Source organism: Tepidanaerobacter sp. EBM-49, assembly GCF_001896645.1.
GTDB classification, from domain to species: Bacteria; Bacillota; Thermosediminibacteria; order Thermosediminibacterales; family Tepidanaerobacteraceae; genus Tepidanaerobacter; species Tepidanaerobacter syntrophicus.
The window spans coordinates 25,804-43,508 of sequence record NZ_MPPE01000025.1; the positions used below are offsets into that span (position 1 = coordinate 25,804).

Here is a 17,705-nt window from a genome sequence, read left to right on the forward strand (position 1 = left end):
ATAAAAACTCCCTGTGAACTTAGAAGGTACACAGGGAGTTTTTATATTTATTTATTGCGTTCCATAGTAGTCAAGTATTATTCCTTTAAATTCATCAAATTTTTTCGCCTTGATTAGCCGGCTTACGGCGTAAGGGTCATCTAAGATCTGCATGAGGTATTTGTACAGGCTCTGGAGGCTTTTTACATCAGATTCGTTGATAGCGAACATAAAAACAATCTGAACTTTATAATCGCCCCAGTCGATAGGTTTTTTAAGAATTGCAACAGATATTGCGGTCTTATAGGCGTTCATCACTAAAGCATGAGGTAAAGCCACCATATTGCCAAAAGATGTGGGAGAAAGAGACTCTCTTTCTACGACAGAATCAAAATATGTTGGCGGAACATAGCCTTTTTCATACAGGTTATTTGCCATAAACTTAATGATTTCGAAGCTGTCATCTATATCTAAATCCGGAAAAAATAACTCTTCGACTATAGCACGATCTATTCTGCTTACAACTGCCCTTACATTCATAACAATTTCAAAAAAGCTCAACTGTTTATTAATTTCTTGAATATCTTTTTTATCAAGAAATGGGGAAATAAAAATTACAGGTACGTCAAAATGATTTTGTAAATCTGCTGTGCTTATAATAAAATCAGGTTTCATATCCTTTGCCATATTATATTCTACAATTGATAGAACATCTATTATCTCAAGCTTGCTTCCGAATTCGGAATTTATCTTTGAACTTAGGATATCTCTTAGATTTTCGGTGCAAATTAAGATAACTTTTTTCTTTGATGCAGTTTTTTGATTAAGGCGTTCAAACGCAGCTCCTAAATGAAGCGCAAAAAAGCCAATTTCGTTTTCGTTCATTTGTATATTTGTAAGTTTGTAGAATTCATTTGATAAAAACACTGCAAGCTCAAAAATAAATGGGTATCTATGCTTTAGTTCCTCTAAAATGGGATTTCTAAGAATAATACTATTTTTAATTCTGCTGTCCATAGCTTTTATGTGCATAGCAAGACCTACAAGCAAATCTTCATCTTCTGAAAAATTTATTCCGAAGTTATCATAGACAGATTTAATTAGCTTTTGAGTAATATCTATATATTTTGTTTCAATAACATTTTCTAAATAGTGAAAGCTACTGCTCTTGCTTTTTAAAATTCGCTTTCCTAAAATCATATAACCAATATATAAAATTTCCTCTTTCGGGAAATTAATGCCGAATCTTTCAGACAACCCCTGAGCAATGTCTTTTGCCAATTTATATTCGTTTGTGTTTAAAAAACTTTCAAGGTATGGAGAGTCTTCGATAAAATAATTATTTTTAATTCTTCTAAGAGAAATAGCTATGTGAATAACTAGGTTCAATAAGCCGATTTCATTTATTACAAGATCGTTCTTCCTAATTGCCGATAGAACAATGTCCTGTATCGCGGACATATTAAAATCTTCGAAATAGCTATCATATTTTGATATGTTTAGGAAGTTATTGCCTGCCTCTTTAAAGAGCAACTGACTGAGCAAATTTCTTTTGCTTTCTTCGGAACCCTCCAAAAAGATATTATCTGAGTTTCTCTTAAGATTTAGGTTACAAGAAAACTCCTCAACAATTTTTCTAACTTTTACAAGATCACTTTCGATAGTACAGTCGCTTACCATAAGCTCGTCAGCTAAATCATATATATTAATTGCCGCCTTTTCAAATAGCAATCTTTTAAGGATAAAATTCGCTCGTTCATCTGGATAAATCGGCAAAGTATTCTGCAACGTCTCAATTTGTTTTAGCAACTCTAATGCTTTTTTGCGATCTGAGATAATGTAGCCATCGCGCTTAGAAGAAATGATCAAAGGCGGGTCAATGCCAATTTCTGCGTTAAGTTGTTGTATGTCATTTCTTATAGTCCGCGCAGAAACACCTGCTTCAATAGCGATTTCCGGACCTTTTACCCAGCGATCTTGCTTATATAACATCTCCAGTATGAATTTTTGGCGGGGAGATATATTAAGTTTACTCAAGCAAATTCTCCTTCATATAAATCTTATGTATTTTGGCAGCCCTTCTATAAAAGGAACTTTTACCTCGCCTTGAATAAGGGGCAGCATGTAATCGAGGGCATCCCGGGTAACCCATCTATTCGTCTTGTCTATCCACTGGTCGGGAAAGAATTTTGTGCGGTTTGCAACCTCGGATAAAGGAACTGCTCCGGCGCTAAAGATGCTATCTGTTTTTTCTATGGATATCATAACATCGCAAATGCCCTTCATTAATTTATCTACGGCTTCTTTACCTACCATAACAGCTGCTTCATTATCTGCAAGAGATGCTATATGGGCAGCGCACCTTTGGAGAATTGAAAGCTCGACAACTTTGACGCGTTTTGATATATTCTCAGCTACAAGTTGCTTCATATAGCTGCCTACTCCGCCCATTTGGATGTTTCCGAAAGCATCAGCTTTTTGTTCTTTTAAATAGATATAATTGCCGTTTTTGTTTTTAAGTCCTTCAGAAGCTACTATAAACACTTTGCCATGGTTATCCTTAAAAACTGTCTTAACATCGTCCAAAAATTCCTTTTCATCAAAAGACATTTCTGGAAAATATATTAAATGGGGAGAATTTACAACATTATCGCGGGCTAAAGCGCTGGAAGCCGCCAAAAATCCACTGTCCCTTCCCATTACCTCAACAATTGTAACAATGTCTTTTGCATAAACCTCTGCATCAAGAGCCATCTCCCTTACGCTTGACGCAATGTACTTTGCAGCACTTCCGTAGCCCGGACAAAAATGAGTATTTACCAAGTCATTGTCTATGGTCTTTGGAACACCGATGACCTTTATATCTCTACATGTTTTTTTCATATGTTCGGATAACCTGTGAGCTGTATCCATTGAATCATTGCCGCCTATGTAAATAAAATAGCCTATATTATGTTTATCTAAGATTGAACATATTTTCTCAAAGTCTTCGTCTTTCAATTTATGACGACAAGAGCCAAAAGCTGCCGAAGGAGAATACCTTAAAAGATTTAAATCGTTTTCGCTGATATTTGTTACTTCTGCAAGGTTATCGTTTAATATGCCTTCTATGCCGAACTTTGCTCCATAAATCTTAATACCATATTTTAAAGCTTCCTTAATAATACCGTAGCAGCTAGCATTTATGACCGAAGTAGGTCCTCCTGACTGGGCAAAGGCAAGGTTCTTTTTCAAAAAATCCACTCCATTCCTAATTTATTTAGCCTCAATATTATATTCGGGAAAAGTTTTCTTAAATTATAACATTTGACACAAAGACCTACAAGGAGGAGATGTTATATGGCAAAAACAGCTATATAATAAATGCCAAATTACAAAAAACAATTATTCAAGGTTCGTGTTTTTAATTTGTATATTGAAAATGGCAGGAATTTATGAAACCTAATGGCGGCCGATCTCATAACTTACCTTAGAAGTTTATAGCACAGATAAGGCAAAAAGATATTATTTGTGCTATATTGTGGTAAATGTTATAATGTTAATTAGATAATTTTTAAAAAACAATTTAGCATTTTGGATATAACCAATAAGACATTTTAGTTTCTCATGCTAAGGGAGCAGGATTTATGAATAGAAAAGAAAAAGTATACAATGCTTTAGGAAAGTTGACACAGAATATTTTACTCAAAGATTTAACGGAAAATTCCGATATTGGATTTGACGCAGAAACTATTTCCGCTATTGCACAGGTTGATCGCAGCAACGCCAGTCGAGAGCTGAATGAATTAGCGCGAGAAGGAAAAGCGATAAAAATAAATGGAAGGCCGGTAAAGTTTCTTGACAGATCTCATTTAGAGCAAATTGCGAAATTAGATTTTGAAAATGGGTACATATTTGACACACTAAATGATTTTTTAAAATTCTTTAATACTGCCGATACTGCCGAAAAAGAAAAGATAGAGAAAATGAGCGATCCTTTTGATAGAATAATTGGTTCAAGAGGAAGCTTGGCGCTTGCTATTAAGCAGGCAAAAGCTGCAATTCTCTACCCGCCAAAAGGCCTTCACACATTAATAACCGGTCCTACGGGCGTGGGCAAAACAACTTTTGCAGAAATGATGTACCAATATGCCCTCTATGCAGGAAGTATACCTAATGATGCGAAACTTGTTATTTTTAATTGTTCCGAATATGCTGATAATCCTCAATTGATTTTATCGCAACTTTTTGGACATACAAAAGGAGCATTTACAGGGGCTATAAATGAAAAAGCAGGACTTGTGGAAATGTCTGATAGAGGTATTTTACTGTTAGATGAAATACACAGACTGCCACCGGAAGCCCAAGAAATGCTATTTTTACTTATGGATAAGGGAATTTACAGAAGACTTGGCGAGACGGATAAGTACAGACAAGCAACTGTGCTTATAATCGGAGCTACAACAGAAAATATCAATTCTGCATTATTAAAAACTTTTCTGCGCAGAGTGCCCATGACAATAAATCTTCCGTCCTTGGAAGAAAGACCTATGGAAGAAAGGATGGAGCTTATAGAGGAATTTTTTATAAATGAAGTAAATAATGTTAATGTGCCTGTTAAAGTCCATAAAGATGTAATAAGAGCGTTTTTACAATATAATTGCACAGGTAATATAGGTCAACTAAAAGGTGATATCCAGCTCTTGTGTGCCAGAGGTTTTCTTGATTACAAAACATATGGCAAAAAAGAAATAGAGATAAACATCAATTTTTTGCCTGAGCATGTTTACACTGGTTTGTTAAACCAAGAGAAAAGCAGAAATGAGATAATAAATCTATTACGATATGAAAAAGATTATTATACTTTTACACCTCAGGATAGAGAGAATTTTTTGACCGTAGATAATTACGATCTATCTGATAATTTATATAAAGAAATAACTGATAAGTATAATCACTATTTCAAGATTGGGTATTCAGGAAGTTCAATAAATGAAATAATCAGCGAAGATATTGAAAAGTATTTAAAAGAACTTATGAAAAAATACAATGCTGAAAAAGAGCTTCCGGTCAAAGAAGAGCTTTTCAAGATTATAAGTCCGAAGGTGTACAATGCAGCAGAAATGGCGCTTACTCTTGCTCAGCAGAAGCTTAATCGAACATTTAGCACAAGGGCCGTAATTGGACTTGCCATGCATATTAGTGCATTGATAGAAAGAATATCTAGTGGAGAAATTATTTACTCTGAAGAAATAAATAAAATTGCTTTAAACAATCCGGAAGAATTTAGAGCTGCAAAGCTGGTAAGGGAAGTGCTTCAGCAAGAGCTGGAAATTAATATACCAAAAGAAGAAATTGGTTTTTTAACTATGTTTTTAAGCACCGTAGATTCTGATACGAGCTATAAGAAAATAGGCGTTATAGTGCTAGCTCATGGAGAATCTACCGCCTCTAGCATAGCAAATGTTGCAAATAGTTTATTGGGAACAGATCATTGCCGAGCAATAGATATGCCGCTTGATGTTAAAGTTGAGGAAATTTTAAACAAAACTATAGAAAAAGTGAAATCCATAGATGAAGGCAAAGGTGTATTGCTTCTTGTGGATATGGGATCTCTTATTGCATTTTCAGAGATAATTACAAAGAAGACAAATATACCAACAAAGTCAATAGAAAATATTTCAACACCAATAGTTATAGAAGCAGTAAGAAAAAGCCTTTTACCGGAAATGAGCCTGTACACCCTCGTAGAAGATATAAAGAATGCGAATCCTTATATAGGCCGAATGGTCAGCGGCGAAGTAATAAACAAAGCCGATATTACAGAGCCTAAGGTAATACTTACTACATGTATCTCCGGAAAAGGAGCTGCTGTAAAAATTGCGCAACTGTTAAGAAATACTTTGCCTTTTTTAGATGAATATAATGTTAAAATAAAACCGGTCGATATTACGGAAAAGGTAAATCAAGCCGGCAATAAAACTCTTTATGAGGGAACAATAAATGATCTGATAGCAGTGGTGGGGACCGTAGATCTACAACTTTCCGGAGTGCCATTTATTCCAATAGATGAACTAATAATTGGAGATGGGATTAAGAAAATAGAAAAAAGTATAAGTGGTTTAAACGCAGGTCCTTATGAAAAAGAGGAAATATCCGGAGATAGTGTTTTCGTCAAACTATTGGAAGGAATGCTTACGTTTTTAGATGCAAAAAAGGCTTTTAAATTCGTAAACGATTCTTATATTATGTTAGTGAAGATGTTAGGAATTAATGATACACGACAATTAAAGACAAGATACATCTTCCATAACTGCTGCATGATAGAAAGACTTATCCAAAATGATATACTTCCATATAGTGGCATAGAAAAACTAATAAAAGAAAAACGTGATATATATGAAAAGGTTAAATACACACTGATAGACATAGAAGAAGCTTTTGGCATTAAAGTACCTGACACAGAAATCGGCTATATAATGGATATTTTTGACACACAGTAGCACACTAATCTTGAAAAGAAAAATTAAATTGAAAAAAGTTTTTAAACTTTATATTAAAAAGGCGAGAAATGCTTCATTTGCAAGCCCTCGCCTTTTTAATATTTATCATGACACACTAATTTGGCACCGAACTTGCATTTAACAATAGGTAATTGCTAAGTAGTTGTATTCACATCAAATATTTTGCATGTATATAGGAGGACAATTTATGGTAGGTATCTTAATAGTTACACATGGCAATTTTGGAACTGAACTTTTAAAAAGCGCTGAACTAATTATAGGGAAGCAAGAAAACGTTGAAACATTAGGACTGAACCCAAGTGACGATATAAAAGAGTTATACATTGCTGTAAGAAGCTCTATTAAAAAATTAGATAAGGGAGATGGGGTTCTAATATTAACTGACTTATTTGGTGGTAGTCCCACAAATGTCACAGCAGCGAGTATAAGTGATTACAAATGCGAAAGTGTCTCAGGCGTTAATTTACCTATGTTAATAGAAGCATTGGATTCTAGGGAATTTATGCCCTTAGAGGAACTAACAGCCAAAACAATTCAAAGTGGCGTTGAGGGGATAAAAAACGTAAAAAATGAATTAGGTAACAAGGCAAATTCTATATAAGGAGTGCTATTAGCATGATGAGGGTAGATGAGCGCCTCTTACATGGACAAATTTTAATTAAATGGCTGGAAGCAAAAAATTCTAATTATATAATAATTATAGATGATGAAGTATCAAATAATCCTATATTAAAAAATATTTTAGAACTTTCTATTCCTCAAAATATGATTGTCGAAATTTATAACTTAGAAAAAGGAGCCGAAATATTAAAAAATAATAAAGAGTTAAATAGCTCTCCTATTATACTAGTTAAAAATTTGCAGATAGTAAGATATCTGCATGAAAAGGGAGTGAAAATAAATGAAATTATAATTGGAAGAATGCCAAGTGGTGTTGGGAAAAAGAAAATTTATTCAAATGTTTTTATATCCGATGCAGATATAGAGACAATTGATTATTTCAGGAGAGAAAAAATACCGATAATCATTCAAATGGTGCCTGATAGTAATCCAATTTCGATTTATGATTTAATTTGGGGAGTTTAGAAACCAACCTTTAATAATTTACTTGAAAGGGGATGATTGTATTACTCAAAAAAATAAAGATATACCATACTTACTAATTTTAACGCATGGCAAATGGGGCGTTGAACTCGTAGAAGGCGCTGAAATGATTTGCGGAAACTTAAAAAATATTTTTGCATTTCCGCTGATGCCAGATCAATCCTTAATAGAGTATGTCGAACCAATTGAAGAAATTCTAAGAAATGCTCCCGAAGGCAGCATTATCTTAGTGGACTTATTCGGCGGAACAACATCCAATATAGCCGCTTTATTGTCAAGCAAATATAATATACTAGCTGTAACAGGCCTTAATATTGCTATGTTAATAACCGCAAGTGAAGTTAGAGGGAAATATGGAAGAGAAGAAATATGGGAAAAACTCTTAAATTCATCAATTAATAACTACAAAAACCTTACAGAATTGTTAAGGAATAACTTGACTTAAAAGGAGCAAGGAGATGTTACTACAACTTAGAGTTGATGATAGATTATTGCATGGACAAGTTGGAACTGCATGGACACCAAAATTGCAAGCAGATATGGTAATAATTGCAAATGATAAGGTAAGCAATAACTCTATGCTGAAAATGACAATGAGTTTAGCTAAGCCGGCAGGAGTTGATTTAAAAATTTTAACAATTAATCAAGCAATAGAGTTTTTAAATGATAAAGACGGAAAACTAGCCAATAGAAGAGTATTTATTATAACAGAGTCAATACAAGACGCCGCTTTACTTGTAGAACACGTAAAAGATTTAAATAAAGTAAATTTGGGAGGGATTCGGCAGAGTCAAAATCAAGATAAAGTAAAAATATCAAAACAAGTTTTTCTAAATGAACAAGAAATGAAGATTCTCTCACGAATGGCTGAAAAGAATGTTGAAATTTTCGAACAAATTGCACCATTAGATCCCAAAAAAAACTGGGAAAATATACAAAAATTATTTTCAAAAGGCGGAGGTAAATTATGATAGGAAAAGCTATTATATTAGGCATCCTTGCCGGACTTACTCAACTTGATAGTCGTATAGCAGGCGACAATATGCTACAAAGACCAATTGTAACCGGACTTCTTGTAGGTTTGCTTTTAGGTGATATAAAAACAGGCATTATAGTGGGAGGCTCATTAGAACTTGTAATGATGGGGTTTGTGGGAATAGGCGTTTCTTCACCTGCTGATGTAAATATTGGCGGTATCTTAGGTGCTGCATTTGCAATTATTTCAAAACTAGATATTCAAGCAGCTGTAACTTTGACAATTCCTATAGCGATGTTAGCAAACTTTGTAGGCATTTTTATAAGAACTGTAAACATAGCATTTCAACATATGGCTGATACATATGCTGATAAGGGTGATTATAAAGGTGTTGAAAGAACCTTATGGTATGGGGCAGCTTTGTTTTTTATATGTCCAGCCCTTGTAGTGTTCTTCGGAGTTCTTTTTGGGAGTAATGCAGCGGCAACTCTAGTTTCAGCAGTTCCAATGCAAATTATGGACGGCTTAAAAGTTGCAAGTGGTGTCCTTCCTGCGATTGGAATGGCTCTATTGTTGGATATGACCTTTGATAAAAAGTATGCAGGGTATCTAGCATTAGGATTTATACTAGTTGCATATCTAAAACTTGACATTCTTGCTATTGCTATTATAGGTGGAATAATTGCTTATATAATTTACCAAAACAAGTCTAAGGGCGGTGTTTATAATGGCTAAATATACAAAAAAAGATCTTAAAAGATTGTTTTGGCGCTCATGGCCGATTATGGCGAGCTTTAATTATGAGAGGCTTCAAGCTCAAGGATTTGTTTTTGCCTTAATGCCATTTTTACGAGATCTTTATACGAAAAAAGAAGATTTTATTGCAGCGATGAAGCGGCATTTAACCTTCTTTAACACAACGCCTCAATGCGCCCCATTTATTTTAGGAACTACGTTGGCTTTAGAAGAAGAGTATGCAAAAAATCCGGACGGTTTTGATGTTGAAACAATAAATGCTGCAAAAGTTGCATTAATGGGACCTTTGGCAGCAATAGGAGATTCATTTTTCTGGGGAACATTTAGAATAATTGGAGTTGCTGTAGGTGCACCTTTAGCTGTTAAAGGCAATATACTAGGACCAATAATGTTTATACTTATATATAATATCCCTAATTTCTATGTAAGATGGAAGGGAACTTTTATAGGATACGAACAAGGCATGAATTTTATAACAAATGCTTCTGAAGCCGGGCTGTTTGAAAATCTTATGGAAGCTGCAAAGATTGTTGGGCTGGTTGTAATTGGCGGCATGATAGCAAGCATGGTTTCGCTTTCAACACCCCTCGTGCTTAAAATAGATGAGGGCAAAGTAGTTGTTCAAGAAATTATCGATGGTATTTTCCCGTGCTTATTGCCATTGCTTGCAACTTTAGGTGTATGGAATTTATTAAAGAGAAAGATATCTACTACATGGGTTCTTTTGATTATAATAGCATTAAGTATTTTAGGAAAATATATAGGAGTGGTATAAAATTGAGTATATATAAAAATCTTTCAGAAAAAGCGATGTTAGAGTATATTTATGAAACACCTGAGGCTTTAAAAAATATTTTAGAAAAACGCAAGGATATTACCGAACAATTCATTAATGAGTTTCAAACTAGAAATATAAATAAGATACAGATTATAGGATCTGGAACTTCGTTTCATGGCGGATATGCTACAAGAGGATTTTTAGAAAAATTATTAGGCATACCAGTAGATGCATTTTATCCAATACCATTTAAAGACAGCAGAACAGTATTAGACGAGAAAACAATGGTAATTGGCATTTCACAAGGCGGAAAAAGTTTGTCGACCGTTGCAGGTATTGATTATGCAAAAAGCAAAGGGTGTTACACGGTTGCAATAACAGCTAATGACGATGGAACAAGACTAAGTGAACATTGCGATATGACAATCTTACTTTCTTGTGGTCCGGAACATGCTGGTCCAAAAACAAAAGGTTATCAAGCAACGCTGCTAATTTTATTACTCCTTGGTATAGAATTAGCATTAAGGCAAGGGAAAATAAATGATAGTGAGTACAACAAAATAATTAACCGGCTAAAAGTAACTGTAACTAATCAAAACAATATTATAAGATCATCAGAAAATTGGTATGAGACAAACAAAGATGAGCTTGTTAAAAGCCGTAGAATGATCATTGTTGGTTATGATTCGAATTACGGAACTGCTCTTGAAGGACGACTTAAGATTCAAGAAACTGTGAGATATGGTATAGAAAGTTATGAACTCGAAGAATTTATGCACGGAATCTACAATTCAATTAATGAGGATGTATTTATAATTTACCTAGCATCTGCTGGAAATTATAAAAGCAGAATTATAAGATTAAAGGATTTCCTATCCAATTATACTAAACACAACTTTATTATCGGAAATCTAAAAACAAAAAACGATCCAAAAGCGCTAGATATTAGTTTTGTAGACGATCCTGATTTTTCAATTTTTGAGTATATATTACCTTTACAATGCATAGCGTATTACCTGTCAAAAGACTTAGGTATAAATCCAAACATACCTAAAATCGAAAATTTTCATTCTCTTATGGAAAGTAAATAAGATAGAATGAGTTAATAGCCATCTGTTAGTTTAAAAACCAGAGGAGACGAAAAATGGATAAAGAAGAAATTATTAATAAGTTGAAAAATGGATTGATTGTATCGTGTCAAGCAACACCGGATGAACCACACTATATGAATGGCATTACTATAATGATGGCGAAATGTGCTTATTGGGCAGGTGCAGTTGGGATAAGAGCAAATACACCACAAGATGTAAGATCTATAGCAAAAGAAGTTCCTCTCCCGATTATAGGGCTATGGAAGATAGGAAGGGGAGAGAAAGAGGTATATTTAACGCCTGATATCAATGCTGCAAGAGAACTATATAATGCAGGAGCACAAATAATTGCGGTCCAGGCAACTTCACATATTCGCGATGATGGAAAGCAATCTTATGAAATTATTAAGGAGATAAAGAATGAAATACCTGAAGCATTGATATTTGCAGATGTTAGAAATGCAGAAGACGCTAAAATTGCTGCAGAATATGGTGCAGATTTTATAGCACCGACACTTTATGGTTATACAAGTACACCTCAAGAATTAGTGAAAGTAAAGCACAATTTTGGACCAGATTTAGAATTGCTTGCATCTGTTATTAAAGCAACAGAAAAAACAAATTCTTTAGTAATAATGGAGGGGAAAATTAATACACCGGAACAAGCTGTTATGTGCCTTTATATGGGTGCCCATGCTGTTGTTGTAGGAAACGCTATTACTCGCCCACATATAACGGCAAAGAGATTTGTTGACGCAATCAATAAATATCGATAGAAGTTTTTATATAATTTTAGATTAAATAAATCAGAGAGAATAGCCCGAAACCTTCAATCAATGAGATATGATTTCTGGCTATTCTCTTAATATATTTATATTTTATACTAACTTTTTCGCTAAGTATTAATATAAATAAAACAAAAAGTTTTTCTAACAAACAGTATTGACAAAATACATATTGTAATGTACAATAAATTCATGAAATTCGAGGAGGTGATAATATTGAATAATATTCAAGAAGAAAAAAAATTCTTCACACAGTTGCTGAACATGTTAGAGCAACATTTAGGAGGTGATACTGAGATAGTTTTACATGATTTAAAGCATGATTACGACAAAACAATTGTTGATATACGAAACGGCCATATAACAAATAGAAAAATTGGAGGGGTAGGAAGCAATCTTGGTCTTGAAGTTCTGAGGGGCACAGTCAAAGATGGCAATCGCTATAATTATATTACTCGCTTAAAGGATAATAGAGTCATTCGATCTTCTTCTATGTATATACGAAATGAAGACAACGAGGTAATTGGCTCTATATGCATTAATACAGATATTACCGAGTCATTGAAATTTGAAGAGTTTCTAAGGCAATACAACAATTATAATATCAATGAGTATTTGGATAACGAAATTTTTGTTAGCGAGGTAAATCAATTGTTAGAACATATTCTTCGTGAAGGGGAGCGCATAATTGGTAAACCTGCGGCTATAATGACAAGAGAAGAAAAAATAGAGTTCCTTAAATATATTGACAGCAAAGGAGCGTTTCTTATTACGAAATCCGGTGAACGAGTTCAAGAATTTCTAGGTATTTCAAAGTATACGATGTATAGCTATTTAGATATTGCTCGTAAAAATGATTTAGAAACGGAATCTGAAATTAAGGCTGAAAGTTAAAATATAGTTATAATTGATAGAAAAAATAATTTTGTATATAAGTAATTAGTCTAAGTAAAACCATTATACTAAATCTTTTAAAATAACATAAAGGAAAGCTTGATCAAAATGGAATTTCAAGAAAATAAAGAATTTACCATTGATGTTCTTAAAAAGTTGGTGGCAATTAATTCTGTTACTGGTAACGAAAGTGAAATAGGCAATAAAATATTTGAGATTTTAAAATATTTAGGTGTAGATGAAATTGAAAAACAAAATGTTGACAATGATAGGTTTAATGTAATAGCAAGGGTTAGAGGAAATAAAAAGGGCCCTATTACTCTTTTAACAGGACATTTAGATACCGTTCCAGCTGGCAATGGCTGGGAAACAGATCCTTTTGTGCCCGTGATAAAGGGAGACAGGGTTTATGGCAGAGGAGCCCTTGATATGAAGAGTGGAATAGCTATCATTTTAAGTACAGTAAAATTTGCTATAGAAAATAAAGATAAGATGAAAGGCGATATTTTAATTGCTCTTGTTCCGGACGAGGAAGCAACATCTCTTGGTATAACTACTTTGATAAACAGTACAATAAATGCTGATTTTGGTATTGCTGCAGAACCTGAGTATATTCCAATAATTGGAAGCGTAGGCAAACTATTAATTCATGTTGACGCTTACGGTAAGGCTGCTCACGGATGTGAGCCAAACAAAGGAATAAATGCTATTGAAGAAATGGCACGTTTTATCGCTTCACTAGATGAGATCCCATTAAAGGAACATCATAAAATTCAAAAACAGCCGTATGTTACTCTTAAAATAGGAGGTGGTTTTAAGCAATATTCGGTTATCGTACCTGATTATTGCTTTTGCCTTGTAAATAAACATACAGTTCCTACCGAAACAACGGAATACGTTTTAGAAAAAATGCAAGAACTTGTTATTAATATGGGATTAAAAGCTAAATTTACTCTTAAAATAGATGAGCCTTATTATGAACCTTATGAAATCCAAACTGACCTGCCTCAAATTGAAAAATTATGTTCTATATATAAAGATGTAATAGGAAAGCCTATGGAGTTTCGATACGGCACAGGAGTTTGTGATAATAACAAACTAGTTCCAGCCACAGGAATTCCAGTCATATGTTTAGGAGCGAAGGGAGGTGGCTTACATTCAGAAAATGAATGGGTAAGCCTTAAGAGCATATTCGAGATGAATATAATTTATCAAAAATATATTTTTAGTTTTTAAAAACTTTATAATATTAGAAAATTATTAAAAGTGAGTTTTTCAATTCGTAATTTTGCATTTTTTGGCATGACTATCTGTTGCACAATAACAACATAGTTGGAGATGAAAATCTTGGAGAAAATTAAAATTTGCACTGATAAAGCAGGAAAACCAGGGGGATGGTATTCTCAAGGTTTTAGAGTAGGGAATATGATTTACACAGCAGGAATAACAGCTATTGATCCTAAAACACAAGTGCTTGTCTCTCCTGATGATATTACTGGCCAGACAAAACAGGTTTTAACAAATATGAAAGCCATTTTAGAAGCTGCCGGATCTGATATGAATCATGTCATAAAAACGCTTGTATTTATTTCCGATATAAACGATTTTCAAAAATTTAATGAAGTTTATAAGGAATTTTTTCCAACTGATCCGCCTGCGCGAAGTACTGTCCAAATTGGGAGATTTAAAGATGAAACGGTAATTGAAATTGAAGCTATTGCTACTGTTACTGACTAGCTTAAAGCTCACTTATGGAACATATTTTATATTAAATTTTGGGTCATAATAAATTATCAAAATACGGAGGCGCATTAGGGTGGAAAAGTTATATGAAGAGATCCGAAAAGATTTATCTGCAGATAAGAATTATGAGTATACAAAATGGCTAACTGAGCATTATCCCCGACGAATTTCAGGAATGGGAGACGACAGAAAAGCTGCAGAATGGGTTGCAAGTAAATTTAAAGAATTCGGACTTGAATCAGAAGTTATAAATTTTGAAGCTTATAATAGCAATCCTATCAGTTCGTCACTAAAAGTGATACAACCGGAACTGAAGGAAATTGATAGTTTGCCATGCTGCCACGTGGAATCAACGCCAAAAGAAGGGATAGATGTTGAATTAGTATACGTAGGAGCCGGTGATTATGATGATTACATAGAAAAAGATGTAAAGGGCAAGGCTGTGTTAGTCGAGGTATCCTATAGTCCTGCAACGCCTGAAAAAGCTAGAATAGCAACTGAAAAAGGAGCTATTGCCATGATTTGTGCTAATTGGGGGGAGGATGAAAATGAGGAAGAAGATTATATTTGTGGTCGAGGATTAAAATCTGTATGGGGGAATCCGACTCCAGAAACTTTCAAAGACATTCCCAAAATATCAGGAGTTAGCATATCGCACAGTGCAGGCATTTATTTGAGGAATTTATGCAAAAGTGGAAAAAAAGTTTTGGTGAACATAAGTGTCCAGTGTACAAGAAGCTGGGACATGTTGGCGATGCCCATAGGATATCTGAGAGGGAACGAAGTTCCGGAAGAATTTCTACTTGTTAATGGTCATATAGATGCATGGGAACCTGGTGTTACTTGTAATGCGACAGGAAATGGAACTATTCTAACACTTGCGGAACAGCTTGCAAAACATCAAGATAAAATTAAAAGAAGCATTTATTTTGTATGCTGGAATGGTCATGAAATAGCTGAATCTGCTGGTTCTACATGGTATGTAGACCATCATTGGGACGAGCTTGACGAAAATTGTATTGGCGGCATCAATATTGATTCTACAGGAATGTTACATGCTGTACAATATGAATGCACTGCTTCCAGAGAAGTTATGAAATTCGTAAAGGATATAATTAAAGAGATACTTAATGAGGATATAAATGTTTTACCGCTTAATAAATTTGGAGATCAATCTTTTTTTGGTATAGGGGTACCATCAATAGTAGGCCGAATGGGTATGAGTGAAGAATACATAAAAAGAACAAATGGAGCAAATCTTGGATGGTGGAATCATACCATAAAAGATGATCTAGATAAAGTCGACAAAAATAACCTTCAAAAAGATTTAGAAGTAAGTGCAGCTATAATATGTAATTATGTAAACGCATCAGTACTTCCGCAAGATTTTTCAATAACATGTGAAGATATAGAGACAAAATTAACTGAAATTATCGATAAGGCAGATCCAAAAATTGAGATTAAGAGCATTCTTTATAACATTAGGAAATTAAAGGATTACATTACTACAATAAATTCAAGAAAGATTTCTTTGAATAGCAACCCTCCAACTGATAATAAAGTTAAGCTCATTAATGAATTATTACTGAAACTGAGTCGCTCTCTTACCTGGGCTTTTTACACTTATTGCGATCGTTTTGAACAAAATTCGTACGCTTATAAGCCTGCTACAAAACCTATTCCTTTACTTTATTCTGCGGTAGAGCTTGCAAATATGGATCCAACGTCATCAGAATATAAATTGCATTATACAAGCACCGTGAGAAATCGTAATCGGGTCTCTACTGCACTGCGAGAAGCCCTTAAATATTGTGAACTGTATTTGACTTTGATCGACCAGTAGATTGATTAAATGTATGTTCAAAAATTAAATAATCATAGGGGGTACATATTATGCCATTAATAAAAAAAATTTCTGTGATTATCTTGACAATAATTATGATTATGGGGCTTACAGGTTGTGGAAATGAAAGTTTATCAAGCGATAAAATCATTTTGGGTTATATTGGTCCGATGACAGGAGAATCTGCTCTTTGGGGTGAAGTAGAGTCGAATACTTTAAAAATGTTGGTGGAAGAGACTAATAATCAAGGAGGTATCTTAGGCAAAGAAGTGGTGCTTAAGATATATGACAATCGTGGAGACCCTGTTGAGACAACGAATGCTGCGAGAAGGGCTTTACAGAATGATGGCGTTATAGCTTTTATAGGCCCCAATACTTCGTCATGCGCTATAGCACTTGATGAAGTTTGTGAAGAATATAAAGTTCCGCACATTACTACTTGTGGTACTAACTATAAGGTTACCCAGCGCGAAGATGGAAGTGTTCGCAAATATTCGTTTAGGGTATGTTTATCGGATCCTCAATTAGGAGATATCATGGGACAATATGCATATGAAAAATTAGGGATAGAAAAAGTGGCAATTATATACGAAATAACTAGTGAATATTCACTAGGTATAACTCAGAATTTTACAGATGCATTTGAAAAAGTTGGTGGCAAAGTAACAATACAAGAAGGCTATAAAACTGGAGATGTTGATTTTCGACCACAACTTTCCAAAATTAAAGCAGTAGGCGATTTTGATGCCTTAATGATTCCTGCAAACTACAAAGAAGTAGGCCTTATCGCAAATCAAGCTCGGGCATTGGGCATAACCCAACGTTTTCTTGGGGTAGATGCATGGATGATGGAAGACTTATTTGAAATTGCAAAAGACGCTGTTCAAGAGACATATTTTCCATGTGCTATGGATGTAAATGCTGAAAATTTGAAAGAATTCAAGGGCAAATTTAAAGAAAAGTTTAAAATGGATCCAGACAAAGGCGGAACAAATGCATATCTTGCATATGATTGTTTCCAAATAGTAAAGAATGCAATTGAAAAAGCTGGAGAGCCAGATCCTCAAAAAATTCGAGATGCTATGGAGAATACAAAAAATTTGCAGTGCCTCACAAGTGTAATAAGCATAGTTCCGGAAACTCACAATCCAATTCGCACGGCTAGCATATTTAAAATAGAAGGTAATAATTTTGTTAAAGTAGAAGAGTATGCACCAGATTATTCTAAATAATTTATTTCATTTTTAAATATA

General features: G+C 34.1%; 16 protein-coding genes. 14 read left to right on the top strand and 2 right to left on the bottom strand.

The genetic code is table 11. The features are described from left to right. Positions 1-51: 51 nt before the first annotated feature. The gene (locus tag BUE08_RS03925) at positions 52-2,016 is read right to left on the bottom strand and encodes a BglG family transcription antiterminator (RefSeq protein WP_059032688.1); all 1,965 of its coding nucleotides are present in this window, start codon (positions 2,014-2,016) and stop codon (positions 52-54) included. A 12-nt stretch (positions 2,017-2,028) separates the two neighbouring features. Next, a complete protein-coding gene (locus BUE08_RS03930; protein WP_059032687.1) occupies positions 2,029-3,213 on the bottom strand; it encodes a 6-phosphofructokinase in 1,185 nt (394 codons plus the stop codon). A 392-nt stretch (positions 3,214-3,605) separates the two neighbouring features. Between BUE08_RS03930 and BUE08_RS03935 the strand changes: the two genes are divergently transcribed. From BUE08_RS03935 to BUE08_RS04000, 14 genes are all read left to right on the top strand, one after another. Continuing rightward, on the top strand, positions 3,606-6,461 hold the full coding sequence (locus BUE08_RS03935; RefSeq protein WP_213951480.1) for a sigma-54-dependent transcriptional regulator: 2,856 nt from the start codon (positions 3,606-3,608) through the stop codon (positions 6,459-6,461). 208 nt (positions 6,462-6,669) lie between these two features. Then, positions 6,670-7,083, top strand: coding sequence for a PTS sugar transporter subunit IIA (locus BUE08_RS03940; protein WP_059032685.1), 414 nt, complete (start codon positions 6,670-6,672; stop codon positions 7,081-7,083). A gap of 14 nt (positions 7,084-7,097) precedes the next feature. Further along, complete coding sequence (locus tag BUE08_RS03945) at positions 7,098-7,568, top strand: PTS sugar transporter subunit IIB (RefSeq protein WP_059032684.1); 471 nt, start codon at positions 7,098-7,100, stop codon at positions 7,566-7,568. A gap of 22 nt (positions 7,569-7,590) precedes the next feature. Then, a complete protein-coding gene (locus tag BUE08_RS03950; RefSeq protein WP_213951479.1) occupies positions 7,591-8,031 on the top strand; it encodes a PTS sugar transporter subunit IIA in 441 nt (146 codons plus the stop codon). 13 nt (positions 8,032-8,044) lie between these two features. Then, positions 8,045-8,557 (top strand): PTS sugar transporter subunit IIB, encoded by a 513-nt coding sequence (locus BUE08_RS03955; protein WP_059032682.1) that lies wholly within the window; start codon positions 8,045-8,047, stop codon positions 8,555-8,557. Then, positions 8,554-9,297, top strand: a complete 744-nt coding sequence (locus tag BUE08_RS03960) for a PTS mannose/fructose/sorbose/N-acetylgalactosamine transporter subunit IIC (protein WP_059032681.1) — start codon at positions 8,554-8,556, stop codon at positions 9,295-9,297. Before BUE08_RS03955 ends, BUE08_RS03960 begins: the two co-directional genes overlap by 4 nt. Further along, complete coding sequence (locus BUE08_RS03965) at positions 9,290-10,093, top strand: PTS system mannose/fructose/sorbose family transporter subunit IID (RefSeq protein ID WP_059032680.1); 804 nt, start codon at positions 9,290-9,292, stop codon at positions 10,091-10,093. The genes BUE08_RS03960 and BUE08_RS03965 overlap by 8 nt, the downstream gene beginning before the upstream one ends. 2 nt (positions 10,094-10,095) lie before the next feature. Further along, on the top strand, positions 10,096-11,187 hold the full coding sequence (locus BUE08_RS03970) for an SIS domain-containing protein (RefSeq protein WP_059032679.1): 1,092 nt from the start codon (positions 10,096-10,098) through the stop codon (positions 11,185-11,187). A gap of 53 nt (positions 11,188-11,240) precedes the next feature. Continuing rightward, a complete protein-coding gene (locus BUE08_RS03975; protein ID WP_059032678.1) occupies positions 11,241-11,963 on the top strand; it encodes an N-acetylmannosamine-6-phosphate 2-epimerase in 723 nt (240 codons plus the stop codon). 225 nt (positions 11,964-12,188) lie between these two features. After that, positions 12,189-12,866 carry a helix-turn-helix transcriptional regulator gene (locus BUE08_RS03980; RefSeq protein WP_213951478.1) on the top strand — a complete coding sequence of 226 codons (678 nt, stop codon included), beginning with the start codon at positions 12,189-12,191 and terminating at the stop codon, positions 12,864-12,866. Between the two features lie 108 nt (positions 12,867-12,974). Beyond that, positions 12,975-14,102 (top strand): M20 family metallopeptidase, encoded by a 1,128-nt coding sequence (locus BUE08_RS03985; protein ID WP_213951476.1) that lies wholly within the window; start codon positions 12,975-12,977, stop codon positions 14,100-14,102. A 102-nt stretch (positions 14,103-14,204) separates the two neighbouring features. Beyond that, entirely contained in the window at positions 14,205-14,603 is a 399-nt protein-coding gene (locus BUE08_RS03990) for a RidA family protein (RefSeq protein WP_353682078.1), read from the top strand. A 79-nt stretch (positions 14,604-14,682) separates the two neighbouring features. Next, positions 14,683-16,452, top strand: coding sequence for a M28 family peptidase (locus BUE08_RS03995; RefSeq protein WP_286680392.1), 1,770 nt, complete (start codon positions 14,683-14,685; stop codon positions 16,450-16,452). A gap of 50 nt (positions 16,453-16,502) precedes the next feature. Further along, entirely contained in the window at positions 16,503-17,684 is a 1,182-nt protein-coding gene (locus BUE08_RS04000; RefSeq protein WP_213951473.1) for an ABC transporter substrate-binding protein, read from the top strand. Positions 17,685-17,705 lie beyond the last annotated feature (21 nt).

Excerpts from the sequence above, each read along its gene's own strand:
- BUE08_RS03935 (WP_213951480.1), top strand. The coding sequence starts at position 3,606 with ATGAATAGAAAAGAAAAAGTATACAATGCTTTAGGAAAGTTGACACAG.
- BUE08_RS03975 (WP_059032678.1), top strand. The coding sequence starts at position 11,241 with ATGGATAAAGAAGAAATTATTAATAAGTTGAAAAATGGATTGATTGTA.
- BUE08_RS03945 (WP_059032684.1), top strand. The coding sequence starts at position 7,098 with ATGATGAGGGTAGATGAGCGCCTCTTACATGGACAAATTTTAATTAAA.
- BUE08_RS03955 (WP_059032682.1), top strand. The coding sequence starts at position 8,045 with ATGTTACTACAACTTAGAGTTGATGATAGATTATTGCATGGACAAGTT.
- BUE08_RS03940 (WP_059032685.1), top strand. The coding sequence starts at position 6,670 with ATGGTAGGTATCTTAATAGTTACACATGGCAATTTTGGAACTGAACTT.
- BUE08_RS04000 (WP_213951473.1), top strand. The coding sequence starts at position 16,503 with ATGCCATTAATAAAAAAAATTTCTGTGATTATCTTGACAATAATTATG.
- BUE08_RS03965 (WP_059032680.1), top strand. The coding sequence starts at position 9,290 with ATGGCTAAATATACAAAAAAAGATCTTAAAAGATTGTTTTGGCGCTCA.
- BUE08_RS03985 (WP_213951476.1), top strand. The coding sequence starts at position 12,975 with ATGGAATTTCAAGAAAATAAAGAATTTACCATTGATGTTCTTAAAAAG.
- BUE08_RS03960 (WP_059032681.1), top strand. The coding sequence starts at position 8,554 with ATGATAGGAAAAGCTATTATATTAGGCATCCTTGCCGGACTTACTCAA.
- BUE08_RS03990 (WP_353682078.1), top strand. The coding sequence starts at position 14,205 with ATGAAAATCTTGGAGAAAATTAAAATTTGCACTGATAAAGCAGGAAAA.